At 53.6% G+C, this 18,072-nt stretch carries 18 protein-coding genes; 13 read left to right on the top strand and 5 right to left on the bottom strand.

The genetic code is table 11. The features are described 5' to 3' along the window. Nucleotides 1–36: 36 nt before the first annotated feature. The 3 genes from PCH05_RS22495 to PCH05_RS22485 all read left to right on the top strand — a co-directional run bounded on the left by PCH05_RS22495 (nt 37) and on the right by PCH05_RS22485 (nt 4,786). On the top strand, nt 37–2,709 hold the full coding sequence (locus PCH05_RS22495) for a discoidin domain-containing protein (RefSeq protein WP_246049890.1): 2,673 nt from the start codon (nt 37–39) through the stop codon (nt 2,707–2,709). A 348-nt stretch (nt 2,710–3,057) separates the two neighbouring features. Next, on the top strand, nt 3,058–3,969 hold the full coding sequence (locus PCH05_RS22490; RefSeq protein ID WP_127606100.1) for a prenyltransferase: 912 nt from the start codon (nt 3,058–3,060) through the stop codon (nt 3,967–3,969). A gap of 52 nt (nt 3,970–4,021) precedes the next feature. Continuing rightward, entirely contained in the window at nt 4,022–4,786 is a 765-nt protein-coding gene (locus PCH05_RS22485; RefSeq protein WP_127606098.1) for a DUF6081 family protein, read from the top strand. Between the two features lie 255 nt (nt 4,787–5,041). Here the strand turns inward: PCH05_RS22485 and PCH05_RS22480 are convergent, their stop codons facing one another. From PCH05_RS22480 to PCH05_RS22470, 3 genes are all read right to left on the bottom strand, one after another. Then, entirely contained in the window at nt 5,042–5,956 is a 915-nt protein-coding gene (locus tag PCH05_RS22480) for a glycine betaine ABC transporter substrate-binding protein (protein WP_127606096.1), read from the bottom strand. Between the two features lie 79 nt (nt 5,957–6,035). Beyond that, nucleotides 6,036–6,902 (bottom strand): ABC transporter permease, encoded by an 867-nt coding sequence (locus tag PCH05_RS22475; protein WP_127606094.1) that lies wholly within the window; start codon nt 6,900–6,902, stop codon nt 6,036–6,038. Next, the gene (locus PCH05_RS22470) at nt 6,880–8,097 is read right to left on the bottom strand and encodes a quaternary amine ABC transporter ATP-binding protein (RefSeq protein WP_127606092.1); all 1,218 of its coding nucleotides are present in this window, start codon (nt 8,095–8,097) and stop codon (nt 6,880–6,882) included. The genes PCH05_RS22475 and PCH05_RS22470 overlap by 23 nt, the downstream gene beginning before the upstream one ends. 356 nt (nt 8,098–8,453) lie before the next feature. Between PCH05_RS22470 and PCH05_RS22465 the strand changes: the two genes are divergently transcribed. From PCH05_RS22465 to PCH05_RS22440, 6 genes are all read left to right on the top strand, one after another. Beyond that, nucleotides 8,454–9,023, top strand: a complete 570-nt coding sequence (locus PCH05_RS22465) for a GbsR/MarR family transcriptional regulator (protein WP_127606090.1) — start codon at nt 8,454–8,456, stop codon at nt 9,021–9,023. Nucleotides 9,024–9,153: 130 nt separating this feature from the next. Further along, nucleotides 9,154–10,050: a DUF4362 domain-containing protein gene (locus tag PCH05_RS22460; protein WP_127606088.1), complete on the top strand. Its 897-nt coding sequence runs from the start codon at nt 9,154–9,156 to the stop codon at nt 10,048–10,050. Between the two features lie 133 nt (nt 10,051–10,183). After that, nucleotides 10,184–10,882 (top strand): response regulator transcription factor, encoded by a 699-nt coding sequence (locus tag PCH05_RS22455; protein WP_127606087.1) that lies wholly within the window; start codon nt 10,184–10,186, stop codon nt 10,880–10,882. A 1-nt stretch (nt 10,883) separates the two neighbouring features. Then, the gene (locus PCH05_RS22450; protein WP_127606085.1) at nt 10,884–11,819 is read left to right on the top strand and encodes a sensor histidine kinase; all 936 of its coding nucleotides are present in this window, start codon (nt 10,884–10,886) and stop codon (nt 11,817–11,819) included. A gap of 92 nt (nt 11,820–11,911) precedes the next feature. After that, entirely contained in the window at nt 11,912–12,835 is a 924-nt protein-coding gene (locus tag PCH05_RS22445; RefSeq protein WP_127606083.1) for an ABC transporter ATP-binding protein, read from the top strand. After that, nucleotides 12,828–13,517 carry an ABC transporter permease gene (locus PCH05_RS22440; protein ID WP_127606081.1) on the top strand — a complete coding sequence of 230 codons (690 nt, stop codon included), beginning with the start codon at nt 12,828–12,830 and terminating at the stop codon, nt 13,515–13,517. The genes PCH05_RS22445 and PCH05_RS22440 overlap by 8 nt, the downstream gene beginning before the upstream one ends. 64 nt (nt 13,518–13,581) lie before the next feature. Here the strand turns inward: PCH05_RS22440 and PCH05_RS22435 are convergent, their stop codons facing one another. Beyond that, nucleotides 13,582–14,148, bottom strand: coding sequence for a DUF4188 domain-containing protein (locus tag PCH05_RS22435; RefSeq protein WP_127606079.1), 567 nt, complete (start codon nt 14,146–14,148; stop codon nt 13,582–13,584). Nucleotides 14,149–14,173: 25 nt separating this feature from the next. Further along, nucleotides 14,174–14,806: a TetR/AcrR family transcriptional regulator gene (locus PCH05_RS22430; protein ID WP_127606077.1), complete on the bottom strand. Its 633-nt coding sequence runs from the start codon at nt 14,804–14,806 to the stop codon at nt 14,174–14,176. A gap of 226 nt (nt 14,807–15,032) precedes the next feature. Between PCH05_RS22430 and PCH05_RS22425 the strand changes: the two genes are divergently transcribed. The 4 genes from PCH05_RS22425 to PCH05_RS22415 are packed head-to-tail and all read left to right on the top strand — an operon-like array spanning nt 15,033 to nt 18,071. Continuing rightward, a complete protein-coding gene (locus tag PCH05_RS22425) occupies nt 15,033–16,181 on the top strand; it encodes a sulfatase (RefSeq protein WP_246049887.1) in 1,149 nt (382 codons plus the stop codon). Beyond that, nucleotides 16,138–16,479, top strand: a complete 342-nt coding sequence (locus tag PCH05_RS27765) for a hypothetical protein (RefSeq protein ID WP_246049885.1) — start codon at nt 16,138–16,140, stop codon at nt 16,477–16,479. Before PCH05_RS22425 ends, PCH05_RS27765 begins: the two co-directional genes overlap by 44 nt. Before the next feature lie 27 nt (nt 16,480–16,506). After that, nucleotides 16,507–17,274 (top strand): ABC transporter permease, encoded by a 768-nt coding sequence (locus PCH05_RS22420; protein ID WP_127606075.1) that lies wholly within the window; start codon nt 16,507–16,509, stop codon nt 17,272–17,274. Then, a complete protein-coding gene (locus tag PCH05_RS22415) occupies nt 17,250–18,071 on the top strand; it encodes an ABC transporter ATP-binding protein (RefSeq protein ID WP_246049883.1) in 822 nt (273 codons plus the stop codon). The genes PCH05_RS22420 and PCH05_RS22415 overlap by 25 nt, the downstream gene beginning before the upstream one ends. Nucleotide 18,072: the final 1 nt, after the last annotated feature.

Below are 18,072 nucleotides of genomic sequence, written 5' to 3'. Positions count from 1 at the left end.
TGTAAGCGATTTCAATTTTAGAGAGGTGGGATTTTATTGAAAGGTTCGATGAAAAGGCTTGGACTCGGATTCATGATCATGCTGCTCATGCTCCCTGTCATAGCAAGCGGGGAAAAAGCTTCGGCGGCGGGTGATACAAGCGCCAACCTGGCACTGGGCAAGTCGGCACAAGCAAGCTCCGGCAAGCCGGCGAACGCCGTGGATGGCGATGCGGCCACGGTGTGGCAGCCGCTGGCGGTGGACCGGCAGGACGATATGAACGTCTGGATCACGGTGGATTTGGGAGCGCAGGAAACCTTCAACAAAGTCATGATCCATCTCAATCGCGCGGATAACCTGAAGGATTATGAAATTCTGTCCTCGGATGACGGAAGCAGTTGGAATCAGACATACAGCAAAAATAAAGATCTCACGGCGACGGAGGCAGCGATGTTCGAGAGTACTTCGGCAAGATATATCAAGTTGAACTTGAATCTGAGCAAGGATCTGAATGTGCAGTTGTCGGAGCTTGAAGTGTACAACAGCTCGGAAACGCCTGCCCCGGCCGGGCTGAAGCGGATTTATTTTACGGATGCAAGCGGGAAGGAATATCCTAACAATGCCGAAATCCGGCTGAATAAAGGCGAAACCGGAAAGCTGGTGCTGAAGGGGGAGCTGGATTCCGGCCAAGAAGCGGACTTGACGCCATATGCCAAGACGTTTATCGCCAGTACTCAGGATGTGAGCATTGATCCGTCGGGCGGATTGAAGGCGAATCAGGTGGGCGCCGTCCTCGTGCATGGCGTGGTGCAGGCATCAGCAGAGCTGAGAACCAATGATTTCTGGGTCGTGGTCGATGATCCGAACGCTTTTCTGGATGAAAGCGATGTGATGAACTCGGCGCTGACCCATCCGCATATGAAGGCGGAAATCGGGCAGCCGGCCATGATCGGCCCGAAGGATACTTATCCTTCCGTATCTACCGTCTCCAACGTGAACGGCACGCTCAGCGGCGAGCTCATATTTGGAGGGAAAGTCATTGCCAAGCTTGATTCAGAGGCCGTAAGCAAGGGGGAAACAAAGCAGTGGACGCCTTCTGGCAAGGCGAATCAAGAAGGCCGGTATGAAATCCGGCTGACCATGGAACGGGAGGGCAAGCAGCCGGTCTATGATTCGTTCTATTTTACGGTGTGGGACAAAAAAAAAATACCGAAGAACCAAAGCCAGATCGCCTTTCTCGGCAAGGACGGCAAAATGGTATATGTAAGCGACTTTAGAGGCAATCAGATTCTCGATTTCTCGAATGCGGGCTACATGGGCGGCGGCGTGAAAATTCCGGACGTCAAGGTCAAAGCGACGGTAAGCCCAGGCGATGGGGATGATACCGCACGCATTCAGGCTGCCATTGATGAAGTTGCACAGCTGCCCGTCGGCAAGGATGGCTTCCGCGGCGCGGTGCTGCTGAAAAAAGGAAAATACGAGGTTGGCGGCACCGTGAAAATCAATGCCAGCGGCATCGTGCTGCGAGGCGAGGGACAGGATGAAAAAGGCACGCTGATATACGGCACCGGAACCAATCCCCGCAACCTGATCGAAATCGGGGGGAATACGGGTCTGACCATCGACAATGGCTCGATGCAGACGATCACGGATCTGTACGTGCCGTCCGGTTCCCGCACTTTCCATGTGGAGGATGCAAGCCGTTACCATGTCGGGGATACGATCATCGTGCGCCGGATTGGCGATAAAAACTGGATTCATGAAATCGGTATGGACTATATTTACAACCGTCCGGGAGGCACGGTAACCCAGTGGGCGCCGTTCAATCTGGATTTCGACCGGGTTATCACCGCGGTCGACGGAAACACGATTACCGTCGACGCGCCGGTCGCGAACGCCATAGAGCAAAAATGGGGCGGCGGACAAATTTTCAAATATACCGACAGCGCACGGATTCAGCAGGTCGGCGTGGAAAACATGCGGGCTGATTCCGATTTCGATCCGAGCGTGATCGATACGGTGATGGATAACGATACCACCGACCCGTATTATGCGGATGAAAAGCATGCCGAACGCTTCGTCGTGTTTAACAGTGTGAAAAACGGCTGGGTGCGCGATGTAACCGGCTATCATTTGTCCTACTCGCTGGTGCAGATGAGTCGTAATTCCAAGTGGATCACGGTGCAGGACAGCAAGATGTACGACATGGTGAGCATCATCACCGGCGGTCGCCGTTATGTTATACACCAGATGGGGCAGCTGAATCTGGCGCAGCGGATTTATACCGAGACGGCGCGGCATGCGTTCGTCGTCGACAGCCGCGTGCAAGGGCCGAACGTGTTCCTCGACGGCAAGGCCGTGAACAACTTCAACACGAGCGAGCCGCATCACCGCTGGTCGGTCGGCGGCTTGTTCGACAATATCGATGCGCCGATATCGATCCGTGACCGGGGCTGGCTGGGGAGCGGGCACGGCTGGGCAGGAGCGAACTACGTCTCCTGGAACACCGAGAATGAGCTGACCTCGCAGCAGCCGCCGACCGCGCAAAACTATGCCATCGGCCATGTCGGTCCGAAGGTGCCGGGACTGGTTCCGAGCGATTACGATCCGCGTCCCCGGAGCGACGGATATTGGGAGAGCCTCGGCAAGCATGTGCAGGTTGAGAGCCTGTACAAACAGCAGCTGCTGGAGCGGCTGGGCAAAAAGGCATTGGATAATATCAAGAAATAACGGGAGTTAGACCCGAACGCCATGAATGCGGCTGCCTGGAGCCGTCATCTTCATGGCTTTTTTTGAGTTCTGGAAAGTATATGACTTTTGGCATTCTTTCCCGATGTAAATTCTACATCTTCATGACAAAATCCGATAAAGTGTGCTATTCTTGAAGAGTATGAAGCACAACTTTCTTCCTATTATTAATGCAGCTCTGACGAATCTTTGCTGCTTAAAAAACGAGGAGGTTTGTGAAATTTATCATTTGCTTCGCCGGCCATGTTCTATTCATGATCTGTTCCGTGCGAATGTGATATTCCCGGCATAGCGCGGGTATTTTAACAAAGAAAGGAGCATTGTGCTGACATGCTCAAACAATTCAAAAAGGCATCCCGCTTCGGTGTCGTGCCCGTGATGCTCATTCCGGTTGCGCTGGGCGCGCTCGGTGCTTTTGTGTGGAACGGGGTGTTCAACGTCTGGCTGTTCCTGGTGACGCTCGTAGGGGCAGCGGCTGCCCACTTGTTCTCCAACATGATTAACGATCTGTGGGACTACAAGAGCGGTACGGATACGGCAGCCAAAGAAACGGTTGATGCGGTATCCACCAACTCCGGGTTTTTGACCAACCAGATCTGGAGCGTCCGCAAGTTTGCGGCCGTGACCTGGGGATTATTCGCCGTGGCTGCCATTTGCGGCATCGTGCTGGCGATTTTCTCCGGCATTTGGGCATTCGTATTCGGGGCTCTGGGCGGATTGATCGCTTATTTCTATGTTGCGCCTCCGCTGAAATTCGGATATCGGGGCAAAGGATACAGCGAAATTGCGATCCTGCTGTCCTTCGGGGTGCTGCCGGTGATGGGCGCCTATTACGTCCAGACCTCGCATCTGGACCTGAGAGCGCTGCTGCTGTCGCTGCCCATCGGGCTTCTGACGACGCTGATTTTGTTCAACCACCATTTCCTGCATTGGCAGGCGGACCGCCAGGCAGGCAAACGTACGCTTGTCGTGGTGTGGGGTGAACGAAGAGCGCTGAACTTCTCCCGATTCCTGCTGCTGCTTGCAGCCGTGATGCTGATCGTCAGCGTCATCGCCGGAGCGCTTCCGATCTACGGCTTGATCGCTCTTCCGGCCATGCTTCCGCTGTATCAGGTGTACGGCAAGCTGAAGCCGCAAAATACATCCCACGCTTACCTGCCGTTAATGGGCGCATCCGTCAAATCCGCGCAGCTGAGCGGCCTGATCATGATTGTCTGCTTATTCATTCAAGGACTGATATAACATATCCTTTGGACAGGTACTGATCCATCACAGAAAGGAAGTCGATTGCAACATGGAACAACAAAAAGTCATCGGTGATTTTCATACGATTTTATCGGAAGGCGAAGTTTGGAAGGTAGGCGGTTTTCCGCTTCCGGACGGTTCCTTCTGGGAATACCGCGAGCCGAACGCGGTCGTCATCGTACGCAATGGCATCCTGTATGTGCGCGCTCCGCTGAGCCGCGAGAACCATCAGATTCAAATCCTAGATAATGCGAAGCATATGTATTATTCCGTGGAAACGATCAAAGTGCCGGAGTCGGGCGAGGTCAGCTTCGAGCTGCAAATTCGCGCCCGCAGCGAGAACACGGCGCCGAACGATCTGTACGACGGCTACGTGTCGCTGAACCTGCTGGACTTCACGACCGGCGCGGCGCTGGATTTCTTTGCCGGCAACGACAAGTACGCAAGCGTGTATGCCGTGCTCCCTTTCCCGGGCGTGGAAGTGCCTCCGTCCGATAAGACGCGTTATTTCTGCATCTTCAAGGAAGACACCAACTTCAAGGCGCGCGAGTTCAACACATACAAAATCACGTATGACCGCGGTAACGACGAAGCGGTATTCTATCTGAACGGCGTGGAAATCCGCCGCGAGAAAAACGTTCCGATCAAATTCAATGAGTTTACGATCGCGCTGGGGATCATGACCGAAAAAGACATCTCGCCGGAGGGCAGCGTGTCGGTCCATGGACAAACCGTCATCGCCGAATATTCGCCGGTAACCGTGACGATCAACGATCGTGCGGAAGGCAAGAAGGCAGCGAAAGACGCGGAGTAGGAAGCGGGGACGTTCCGCTCGTATATAGAAGAACTCCAGGGCCTCATGGTCCTGGAGTTCTTTTTGTTTCAAGCCTTATTTATGAAAAGATCGAGTAGCGGAGGGGACGGAATCGTTCTGAAGAAGCGCAGCGTTCGCCTTTGTTAGCTAATTTCTACTTTATGAAGAGATCATTCAAGGAAATTCGGTAACAACAGCGATCGGAAGTACGATCCGTCACCGGAGCGGTCACCAGCGAATATCGTTATATGGGTTTTACTTCTTTAGATCCTCAATCGAGCTGATGTCCACATACGATGGGACAACGAGTCCGGTTTTTACGCCGGTCATGTTGGCGCCAAGGTCATCAACCTTGTCTTTGAATTTCTCCATATAATCGGCATGCGTCAGCGGCAGCCAGGCAGCGGCGGTCGCATCCACGTCGCCGTTGGCGACGCCCGTCCACATCGGACCGGCTTCCACCTGCAAAGCGGTTACCTTATAGCCGAGCTTATCTTGCAATACATACTGAAGCAGGTTCGTGCTGGCAATCTCCGAATCCCAGGCCACGTAGCTCAGTTTCAAGGTGTTGCCGTTCACCGGCTTCAGATCCTTGATCCATTCATTCACGCGGTCGGCATGCTCGTCGGCCCACTTCTTCGCCGCGTCTTCCGGCTTGGCGCCTTCTTCGATCGCGGTCATGATTTCGCCCATCTCATCGGATGTCCACTCGAAGCGGTCAAGGAATTCGTAAGCGGTAGGATCATCCTCTTTCAGGCCTTTGCGGGCGATGGTGTGAATTTCCTCTGCATCCCCGTATACCTTCTTCGGATCATCGAGATACTTAAGATCATATTTGGAGAACATCCAGTGCGGCGTCCAGCCTGTGATGATGATCGGCTTTTTGTTCTTGATATCCTTGGCCAGCGTCGCGGTCATGGCCGCGCCGGAGCCCTCGATCAGCTTCCAGTCGGACAGCCCGTATGCTTCGATGGCTTTGTTCGTTGCTTTCATGATGCCGGCGCCGGGATCGATCCCGATGATTTCATGCTTTACCTGTTTGCCGAACGATTCGGCACTGCTTCCGTCCTGCGATGAGTCATCTTTCGCGCTGCCGCTTGAGTTGCAGGCAGAGAGCATCAATACGCCAGCGAGTCCGAGTAGAGACAGCCATTTCGCTTGTTTTTTCATTGGATCTTCCCCTTTGTTATGAAATGTAAGGATTGCCTTTGAAAACATGGTTTCCTGATATCGCAAAAAGCATCTTCCGCTAAATGCGGTCTTTCTTCCTGGAAGGACGTCGATGGACCTTTTTCTTATCGGATTTGAAAAAAGCTTGCGTAAAACGGTCCAGTACAATGGCCAGAACAACAACGACCAATCCGGCCTCGAAGCCTTTGCCGATCTGCAGCTGGGTCACCGCGCGGTATACCTCCGCACCGATGCCCTGCGCGCCGATCATGGACGCAATAACGACCATGGACAACGACAGCATGATTGTCTGGTTCACGCCTGCCATCAGCGTCGGCAGAGCCAGCGGCAGCTGCACCTTAAAGAGCTTCTGACCGGAAGTGGAGCCGAACGCATCGGCTGCTTCCGTCAGCTCGCCGGATACCTGTTGAATGCCGAGCAAGGTGAGGCGGATGGTCGGCGGAATCGCAAAGATCACGGACGCGATGACGCCCGGTACGACGCCCAGACTGAAGAAGGTGACGGCAGGGAGCAGATAGACGAACGCCGGCATCGTCTGCATGAAATCAAGCAGCGGCGTGATGATTCGTGACGCCCCCTTGCTGTAAGCGCACCAGATGCCAAGCGGGATGCCGAGCACAACCGAGATCAAGGCCGAGGTGATGACAAGGCTGAGCGTATCCATCGTTTGCGACCAGTAGCCGAGGTTATAAATCAGCAGGAAGCCGATGACGGAGAACAGGGTTAAGGACCAGCGCCCGACCAGGAAAGCCAGAACGCCGAGAATGACGATAAATAAGAACGGATGAGGCAGCATGAAGATCCAGGTAAATCCCTTGACGATACCCTCGATCGCCGCGGCGATCCAGTCAAAGAGGACCGTCAAGTGATCTTCCATCCAGCCGACGAGCGTTTCAATCCATTCATCCAGCGGTATTTTCGGCATCCGGAATCACCTCCTTCGTGTGGTTCTCTCCCGCAAGCGCTCCGAGCAGGGCTCCGCGGACAATCACGCCAAGAAGGCGATTCTCGTCATCCACGACCGCCAGCGGCACTTTGGCCAGACTGGTGATCTCGAACAGCTCGTTGATGACGACTTCGGGAAGGACCCGGGGACCGTCCGTAATCAAAATATCTGCGAGAGACTGTCCGCCGCGCATCGCAGCCGATGCATCCTCGGCCGTGATGACCCCGAGCAGACGCTTGGCGCGATCGACAACGAACAGGTTGGATATGCCGCGCTCACGCATGAGCTCCAGCGCGACGCGCGGACCGCGATCGGCCATGATCGTTTCCGGACGGCGCATGACATGGGAAGCGGTCAGCACCTTCGAGAGATCGACGTCTTCCACGAAGCGCTCGACATAGGCATTGGCCGGCTGCGTCAAAATTTCCTCCGGCGTTCCGACCTGCACCACGGCTCCGTCTTTCATCAGAGCGATGCGGTCGCCGATCCGGAGCGCTTCATCGAGATCATGCGTAATGAAGATAATCGTTTTCTTCATTTTCTCCTGCAGATCCAGCAGCTCATCCTGCATATCGCGCCGGATCAGAGGATCCAGGGCGCTGAAGGCTTCATCCATGAGCAGGATTTCGGGATCATTCGCAAGCGCCCGGGCAAGACCCACGCGCTGCTGCATCCCGCCGCTCAGCTCATCCGGGCGTTTGTCTTCCCAGCCCTTCAGTCCGACGAGCGCGAGCGATTGCTTCGCCTTCTCTTTGCGCATCCGCTTTTCTTTTTTCTGTATTTCGAGTCCGTATTCCACGTTTTCAAGCACGGTGCGGTGCGGGAATAGCGCGAACTTTTGAAATACCATGCTGATCGTCTGGCGGCGTACCGTCCGCAGCTGTTCTTTATTCATTTTCATCAGATCCTTGCCATGAACGAGGATTTCCCCCGAGGTAGGCTCGATGAGCCGGTTCAGCATGCGCACAAGCGTCGACTTGCCGCTGCCGGACAGTCCCATAATGACGAAAATTTCGCCATCCTCGATGGAGAGACTGACCCGGTTAACGCCGACCGTGACGGATTTTTCCTTTGCTACTTTTTCTTTGGTCCAACCTTGATCGAGCAGCTTCACGCATTCTTCCGCATGAGCCCCGAACAATTTACTTACCTTTTGAAGCTGTAAGATGGACAAAATAATCCCCCCCCTTAAAACCATTTCAATATGAATCGCACAAACATACCCCTTATGCTTTTGTGCTCTGGATGAATCATGAACCGGTGTAGAAGCGACTTGAACAGTGTAACAAACCAATAATATCGTATCAAACGTTTTAACCGTATGTAAAGAACGCACAGAAAAAACTGTACAAAGTATTACTCGGGTTTCCTGCCCGATGCTCCCGATTCCGGCTTCTGAGGCTTCTTTACTTTTAAAAGTGGTTTTTCTACAATAGACCAAGAAGGTTGTTGCCTCTGAATCTTCCGAAAGGATCGCTTTACAGGCGGAAGACTAGCGAGAGAATGGCTGAACATAAGGAGGTTGCAAGCATGGGCTTGGACCCGGGCAAAGAGGAACAGAACGCTGCGCTTCACAAAGTGCGTAAGCGTGTTATAGAAACGATTGGGCGAAACATGGACTTATACGGCATTTCTTTATCCACGGGACATCTCTATGGGCTGTTGTTTTTTGCGGACAAGCCAATGACGCTCGATGAGATGGGCAGTGAGATGAAGATGAGCAAAACCAGTATGAGCACGGGTGTGCGGACCTTGCTGGACCTTAAGATGGTGAACAAGGTATGGGAAAAGGGATCGCGCAAGGATCTGTATGAGGTGGAGTATGACTGGTACCAGACCTTCACGGACTTTTTTGACATTAAATGGCGCAAATCCGTGGAAACGAACATTATGATTTTGCGGAAATCCATGGAAGAGATTGATAAATTGGTGAAAGAGTACGCGGAAGAGCCGGACATGGTGGAGATGCTTCACAAGGACAAGGCCAAGCTGCAAGATGCCTATGCCTATTATCGGTGGCTGGACCGGCTGATCGACACTTTTGAAAATGGCGACATTTACAAGCTGGTGCCGAAAGAGCCGCCTGCGGAAAACGAATGAAATCAAAGGCCGGAATGCACCTTGCGTCCCGGTCTTTTTTTGATGGATTCTATTGAGGCTTGAAACCTTTAGCTCTCCTTCCGCGTCTTAGGATTAACAGGGCAAGATCGAGGGGGAGCTTCCTATCAAGATGCTGAGAGCGAGTGTACTGCTGCTTTTGCTGACTTTACTGGTCGGCTGTTCGGCCGAAAAGCCGGGAACGACGAAGGAAGCGGGGCAGACGGCGCCTGAAAAGACGGCGGAGACGTCCATATCTAACAAGACAGGGAACCCGCCTATTCCCGAAAAGAAGCTGCCTAAAGGGGATGTCATCGATCGGCACGGGATGGTGGACAACGTAGAAATGCTGGACGCTTTTGCAGAAGCTTCCCAGGGGGAGCAGCGGCTTATCCGCTATACGATCGAAGGCGATCCGATCTATCATGATTTAACTTACACGAAGGATGGGCAGGTGGAGCTTCGAATCGATACGAACGAGGATAAGTTCGGTACGGGGCAAGTCATCACCTACAGCTGCGGTAAGCTGATCCGCCAGGACAGGGAAACCTCTCTCCGTTATGTGCTTACGGGCTGCATAGGCGAGGACCCGGAAATCGAGCTTTTGCAGATCCCTTTTGATGTGAGCAAGCAGGACCGGTTTGATTTCGTGCTGAAATACGGTCCGGAGCTGGAGCATGAAATTAATACCGTAGAACATAAGCTTGTGCAGGACCTGGGGAACGGCAAAATCCGGGAGGCCGATTTCAGATTTTCTCAAGAGATCATGCAGAAGATTTACCGGAAACTCGTGCTCGCCGGCTATCTGAACGACCAAAAACTGTCCGAGACCTGCAAGCTGCAGGAGGGCGGTAATGCTTATGATCTGACGGTATATATCAACAGTGCGGAACGTCATTACCGGTGGAAGGCATGCGATACCAGCGTGGATGGCCAACAGATGACCGCAGCGGCGGAGGAAATCATCATGAATATGATGCTCAGCTCCTCCTATGAACCTCGTATCAAGTCGACGGAAAAAGGAAAGTAGAGAGCTCGCGCAAACACCCGAAAGGGTGTTTTTTGCTGCCTTTAGCGGGATCGATTTGCATTCAAGGGCATGCGGTTTAGCCGCCTTTCCAGTATAGTAGAGCTATAAACCAATCAGATAGGCGGGGATTTGCGTGGCTTCAAACATACTGCTGGTGGAAGATGACGCCTCAATCGGCGAAATGATAGAGAGCTATTTGACGATGGAAGGCTTTGACGTGGTGCATGCGAAGGATGGAGCGGAGGCGCTGGAGCGTTTTGAAGAACGTCCATATGATGTGGTGCTGCTGGACCTAATGCTGCCGAAGCTTGGCGGCATGGATTTTCTCAAGAAAATCAGGGAGAAGAGCCATGTGCCGGTCCTGATCGTGTCGGCGAAGGACGGGGAAGTGGATAAGGCGCTTGGGCTGGGGTTTGGCGCGGATGATTATATCACGAAGCCGTTTTCCATGATCGAGCTGACGGCGAGGGTGAAGGCGGCGATCCGCCGCGCCACGGCTTATGTCGGTACGCAGCAGGCACCTGTGAATCAGATCGTGAAGGTGCATGAGCTGACACTGGACCTGGACCACCTGACGGTGACCAAGAACGGCGAGGAAATCAAGCTGACGGCCAAGAAGCTGCAAATTTTGAAGCTGTTCATGACGAATCCGAAAAAGGTGTTTACGAAGCAGCACATTTTTACGTCCGTGTGGAATGATGATTATTTTGGCGATGAAAATGTCATTAATGTGCATATGAGCCGGCTGCGGGAGAAAATCGAGGATCGTCCGTCCGAGCCGCAGTATATCAAGACGCTGTGGGGCATCGGCTACCGTCTGGGGGAATTTTAGCATGACCGCCGTCCTGCTTGTTCTCATCGTCTTGCTTGCGCTGTTGAACGTAATGCAGTGGGTTACCCGCCGCAAAAGAACGGAGCAGCTGAGCTATATCATCAACAAGCTGCAGGCGATCATGGATTCATCCTCGCAGGAGCAGCTGCTGCTGTTGACGGAGGATCCGGAATACCGCAGGCTGCTGATCGCCATCAACCGTCTGCTGGAGCAGAACCGCCAGTCCAGGGCGGATTTTACGCGTACGGAGCTGGCGATGCGCCGCATGCTGGCGAATATTTCGCATGATCTGAAGACGCCGCTGACGGTGGTGCTCGGAACGATCGAAACGATAACCAGAAGGCCGGATCTGACGCCGCAGGAAACGGCGAAGCTGCTGGCCAGGGTGCATGCCAAAGCCGTGGAGATCGTGGAGCTGATCAACCGCTTTTTTGATCTGGCCAAGCTTGAATCGGGGGATAAGGAGATTTCACTTACCCGTATACATATCAATGAAATTGCAAGAAACAGCCTGCTCATGTTCTACGATTTAATTGAATCCGAAGGGCTGCAGGCGGAGATCGACATTCCGGATGAGCCGCTGTACGGCTGGGGGAATGATGAAGCGCTGAGCCGCGCCCTCAATAACGTGCTAAGCAATGCGATCCGGTATGGGGCGCAGGGAAAGGTCGTCGGCATGCGCGTTCGCGGCGAGGAGCAGGTGTCCATCGAGATTTGGGACCGGGGCAAGGGGATCCATGAGCGGGAGCAGGCGCTGATTTTCGAGCGGATGTACACGCTGGAGGACTCCAGGAACAAAAGCTTTCAAGGCAGCGGACTCGGCCTGACGATCACGAAAAGGCTGGTCGAGCTGATGGGCGGGGACATCCGCGTGGAAAGCAAGCCTTATGAACGCACCGTGTTCACGATTTCGCTGAAACGATTGCCGCATATCTAAGGCCTTAAGATTTTCGTAAGAATTGCGCAAGAAATATGAAAATATTGGCGGCTATACTGGGTTTAAGCAAGAACGAGAGGAGCAAGGGATGTATGAGCTATATCGTTAGTACCCGCCATGTAAGCAAAGAATATAAAGGCAGAGAGGTTGTCTCCGACGTTAGCATGAATATCGAGCGGGGCCAAATTTATGGACTGCTGGGCCCGAACGGGGCCGGCAAAACAACCTTGATGAAAATGCTGCTGAACCTCGTCAAGCCGACCAGCGGCGAAATCGAGATGTTCGGGGAAAAGCTGATGCCAGGGTCGGTCGAGCTGTTCAAACGCATCGGCAGCATCATCGAATACCCGATCTTTTATGAGAAAATGACAGCCGTAGAGAACCTGGAGCTGCACTGCGAATATATGGGCTTTTACAATAAACACGCGATTCAAGAAGCGCTGGAGCGGGTGAATCTGACTTCCGTCGACGGCAAAGCGGTAGGCGAGTTTTCACTTGGCATGAAGCAGCGCCTCGGGATGGCCCGAGCGATCATGACCAAGCCCGAGCTGCTCATTCTGGATGAACCGATTAACGGTCTGGACCCCGTGGGGATCAAGGAATTCCGGAATTTGCTGCGCATCCTGAGCAAGGAATACCGCATGACGCTGCTGGTTTCGAGCCATTTGCTGGGCGAAATCGAGCAGGTGGCGGATACGATCGGTATTCTTCAGGGAGGGAAATTCATCCGGGAAATGTCCATGCAGGACATGCGCAGCGAACAAACCGAATACATCGAAATCGTGACACCGCATTGCAAGGAGGCAGCCTTTGTGCTGGAAAATCAGCTGGGTGTCAGCAATTTCAAAATCATTGGCGATTCGATCATCCGGATCTACGAGTCGCGCTGGACGCAGCAGGAGCTGACCAAGACGCTCGTCCTCCATGACATTGGCATCGAATCATTGAACCATAAGCACACGTCGCTGGAGGACTACTTTATGCAGCAGATCGGCGGAGGTGAGAAGCATGCTTAGACTGATCCAACTGGAGATGAAGAAGCAGAAGCTGGGATGGTATGTCAGAGGGGCCTGCATCGCGACGGTGATTATCGCCTTTTTCATGTGGCTCATGCCGTATACGGAGGACAGCGGTGACCCCGCCTTTGCGGGCTATGCGGAGGCGTTATCGGCAGCGGGTTTGTTTGTGCGGGCCGTCTTCATCGTGTTTGCCTCGGTGCTTCTCAGCAGATTCATTATCGACGAATACCGTAACAAGACCATGAACGTGATGTTTACCTACCCGGTTCAGCGCAAAAGGCTGATCATGGCGAAAATGCTGCTGATTCTATCACTGACCTTCGTATCGATGATCATTGCCACCTTGATCGTCTGCCTTGTTTTCCTGGCCGTGAACATCCGCTTCCACTTTATTCCGGGTACGCCGGAAGGCTCGGTACTCCTGCATACAGGCATCCGTCTCTTCGTTCAAACGCTGTCCGCCGCTGGCGTCAGCCTGATTCCGTTGTACTTCGGAATGCGCAAAAAATCCGTCGCGACAACGATCGTATCCGCCGTCATCATCATGGCGCTGCTCAGTTCCAATAACCAGGGCTTCACGCTCAGCACGAGCGTGGCAATCCCTTTAATACTAGGCATCTTAGGCTTCCTGGTCGCTTATCTTTCTTTCCGTAACGTGGATAAAACCGATATCCTCTGATCAACATCGATCGGTACCGAGCTGAAAGCACATCAACAAAAACCGGAATCCGAAAAAAGGTCGTTCATGACCCTTTCGGATTCCGGTTTTTTGTCATTGTACCGGATTGGCAGGCGTGGGTACGGCCGGCTCGCCGTCGCGGCCCAGCCTGCGGCTCGCCGTCACGGCCCAGCCTGCGGCTTGCCGTTTCCCGCCGTCCCGTTGCGGGCACATGGCTTGTGGCTTTGGCGAGGCCGAAGACGGGCATGTTGTTGTACACGGATTCGGAATTGCCATTAGGTATAATGAACGTTTCATGAAAGATGCCGACTGTCCCGTCCGTTCCGATTTTACGGTTGAAATCCCGCCAGGCCTTCAGATGCTTTTGCCCTTTCCGCGCATAATGCTCCAGCTGCTCAAACGAGTCCCAATATTGCACGATGCACGTTCTCCGCAATGAAAAATGCATGTGGCCTTCTTTAAATCCGAGGTCTGGGTTCATGTACAGCTCCCGGATCATGCCGGGCATGGCCATGAACACGGGAAGCCAGCGGTGGACCGCCCAGAAGCGGTTGATTCTCATGCCGATGATGAATACCACGAACGAATCCTCCGTATGGGCCGTATAGCGGCCCGAAACCACTTTTTCCATCGAAAACAGCTCCTTCATTCCAACGTTATTTTTCGATCAGCTTCAAATGGGTTTCATAAAAAGCCATGATATCTCTCGAGCCGTATAAGCGGGAGGTGAGAAAGCCGCCGTAAAAGGTGCTGAACAGAAAAGGGACGGCGTCTTCGGCTTTGATCTCCGGCTTCAATCGTCCGTCTTCCTGCGCCTCATTCATGCATCTGCTAAACATCGCGAACATGTCGGGACTTTCGGCGCCAGCCTCCTCCTGGCCGGGAAAGAGGAGTATGACCTCGGCTTCGCTGAGCTTCGGCATGCTGCAGTGCATGTTCATCTCGGACAAGAAAGCGATGAGGCTGGGCATGATGCCTTCGTTCGTGCGCGTGTCGTCCGCGATCTGCCGCAAAATAAGCCGCATCGCATCAAAACCGCGCAAGTTTTTTTTCCCGATCTCGATGATGCGCCGGGTCAGCCATACGCGCATGTAGTAGACGAGCAGATCTTCTTTTTTGCCGAAAAATTTGAAAAAGGTTACGCGGGATATGCCGGCCTCCCGGCAGATGTCGTCCAGCAGCACATCCTTGAACATGCGGTTCTCGGTGAAGGAGAGCCCGGCTTCGTATAAGGCGATTTTGGTTTTGGCTTTTTTAAGTTCCCGCAGCGGAACTTCGTTGATGTTCATGCATATGCGCTCCATTCATTAACTTATGTTAATAAATTAACTTGTGTTAATATATTTTGTCAAGATAAAGAGAGTGAGCCGGTATAAGTGATAAAAGCTCAAAAAAGTTGTAAAAAAGTTCAACCTTATGCATTCAAGAATTCAAAATTATACTTAAATCCATGAAAGCGGATACACGATCTAACGCAGCATGTTAGGTAAATTCGAAGCAAAGGATTTGATACGCATGAGAATGATTTACCTGGATATCGACTCGCTCCGTCCGGATCATATGAGCTGCTACGGATATCATCGGCAGACGACGCCGAATCTCGACCGGATCGCTGCGGACGGGATGCGTTTTGACAGCTGTTACACCGTTTCCTCTCCATGTGTTCCCTCGCGAGCAAGCTTTATGTCCGGACGCTTTGGCGTCAATCATGGCGCACTAACCCACTGGGGCCCCGGCTGCGAATTTCAATACCCGGAAGGGGATGGGCATAGCGAACGCATTCCGTTCTTTACGCGCCATCTGCGCAAGGCGGGCATCAAGACGGTGACGTTCTCAACGTTCGGGGACCGCCATCACGCCTGGTGGTATTTTGCCGGGTGGAACGAGGTGCATACCCATACGCTGAAGGAAGGCAACGAAAATGCCGACGAGGTGAACGCGGCCGTCATTCCATGGCTGAAAGCACACGGGAAGGAGGATAACTACTTCCTGCACATTCAATACTGGGATCCGCACAGCTTCTACACGTATCCGAAATCGTACATGGAGCAGTGGAAGGATTCTCCTGTTTCCTCCTTCCCGGATGAAGGATTGATTGCCGCGCAGCAGCAAAATACGTTTCCGCGCTCGGCGCCTTTCCTGCACTGGGGCGATCACCATCCGGAAACGATGCCGGGTGCGATCCGCAGCCGTGCGGATTTCAAGCATCTGATCGACGGCTATGACGGCGCGGTGTCGTATATGGATTCGTTCGTGGGCGAGCTGCTGGATACGCTGCGGGAGCTCGGTATCGAAGATGAGGTCTGCTTCGTCGTTAGTGCGGACCATGCGGAGTCTATGGGCGAGCAGGGCATTTACGTCGAGCATCCGTGCGCGACCGAGGCGGTCCATCACATTCCGTTGATTATCAAGGCCCCGGGCATCGCAAAAACGGGTGGAACCTACGACGGCTTCCTCTATAACGTCGACGTGATCGCCACGATGACCGACATGGCCGGTCTGCCTGTGCCAAGCGGCTGGGACGGCAGGTCGTATCTGCCGGCACTGCAGGGTGAGGAGATGGAAGGCCGGGATTACCTGGTCATGGAGCATGCCCTGTATACCTGCCAGCGTGCGGTCCGTGACCGCCGATGGAACATATCACAGCGGACTCTACGACTTTGAAGAAGTGATTCTGTACGATATGGAGCAGGATCCGCATCAGACGCGGAATGTGGCCGCGGATCATCCGGAGATCGTGAACCTGATGGAGCATCGCATTGCGAACTGGCTGCAGGAGCAGATGAACAAACCGGGGTATAAAGCCGATCCGATGCAAAAGGTCATTGAAACAGGCCCTTATAAGTACTTAACGGAAGACGACTGGGTGAGACGTTTGCGCAGCAAAGGATACGAGGATGCGGCTGCGAAGCTTCTCGGGCGGCGGGCGGACGAAGGGATGAAGCCCGCGTACGAATTTTAATCACAGCATGAAGAGGAGGGGTACAGCATGAACGCAAACCGCGTATCTGCAAAACTCATTACGCCGCTCTCGGTCATTTGCGGGATATTGATCTGGTATGCGGTATCCAAAATACCGAGCGTAGGCGCCATTATCACGGATCCGATCCGTATCGCCAAAACGCTGTTTACCGAAGCGAAGGCGGGCAGTCTGTGGACCAATATTTCCGCCAGCATGCTGCGCGTGCTCGGGGGCTTTGCCCTCGGACTGGTGGTGGCGATTCCCGTCGCGTTCGTGATGGGCTGGTACCAAAACATCCGTGCGGTCATCGAGCCATGGATCCAATTTTTCCGCACGATTCCGCCGATCGCGCTCATTCCGCTGGTCATCGTATCGCAGGGGATTGGGGAGTCCGCCAAGATCGCCGTCATTTTCATCGCGACATTCCTGGTGATGGTCATCTCCATCTTCCAAGGGGTGCGCAACGTTGATCCGACACTGATCAAAGCCGCCCGCGTGCTGGGCGCAAATGACCGCCATATTTTCTTCGAAGTGGTCGTGCCGGCATCGTTCCCTTACATTCTGGTCGGTGTACGCCTCGGTCTGGCCAGCGCATGGACGACGCTGGTTGCGGCGGAAATGACCGGAGCCAACAAGGGGCTGGGCAACATGGTTATGGAAGCCAGTCTGTACTTCCGGATGGACCTTGTCATCATGGGTATTTTCGTCATCGGTGTCATCGGCCTCGCCATGGACAAAGGTGTACTCTATCTCGAAAGGAGGCTGACAGGATGGCAGGAGCTTCGTCAATCTTAACAGCGGCAATGCCCCGATTGGAGCAGCCCAAGATCAAAATCGAAAATCTTCGCAAAACGTACCCGGTTCGAAATGGCGAAGTCATTGCGCTGAACGATGCGAATCTCGACATCATGCCCAATGAATTCATCAGCGTGGTCGGTCCGAGCGGCTGCGGCAAGACGACCCTCCTGAACATCATCGCCGGCCTGGAGCAGGCGACCTCGGGCAAAGTGGAGGTCGACGGGAAGATTGTCACCGGTCCGGGCAAGGATCGCGGCGTCGTGTTTCAGCAGTATGCCTTGTTCCCGTGGAAAACGGTCATCAAGAACATCGAGTTCGGTCTGAAGCTGCGCGGATACAGCAAAGCCGAGCGGCGCGAAAAAGCGGAGCAGTACCTGGAATATGTCAACCTGAAGGATTTTGCCCATGCCTATCCCAAGGAACTGTCCGGAGGCATGAAGCAGCGGGTCGCCATTGCGCGGGCCTATGCGGTTCAGCCGGAAGTGCTGCTGATGGATGAACCGTTCGGAGCGCTCGATGCCCAGACCCGGGCGCAGCTGCAGGAGGATCTGCTGAAAACATGGCAGACGGAGAAGAAAACCTGCTTTTTCATCACCCATGACGTGGAGGAGGCCGTTATTCTCGGCCAGCGCGTCGTCATCATGAGCGCCAGGCCGGGCCGGATCAAGGAGATTATCGACGTGGACATTCCGTATCCGCGGGATCAAACGACGAAGATGGACCCAAAATTCATCGAAATCAAAAACGAGATTTGGGCAAAGGTGTACAAAGAGTATTTGGAAGTGCAAAAATAGA

The sequence above is a fragment of the Paenibacillus chibensis genome (assembly GCF_004001045.1).
In the GTDB taxonomy this organism is placed as follows: domain Bacteria; phylum Bacillota; class Bacilli; order Paenibacillales; family Paenibacillaceae; genus Paenibacillus_AQ; species Paenibacillus_AQ chibensis.
The sequence above is the reverse complement of the archived record's forward strand: the minus strand, read 5'-3'. Positions and strand labels throughout refer to the sequence as shown.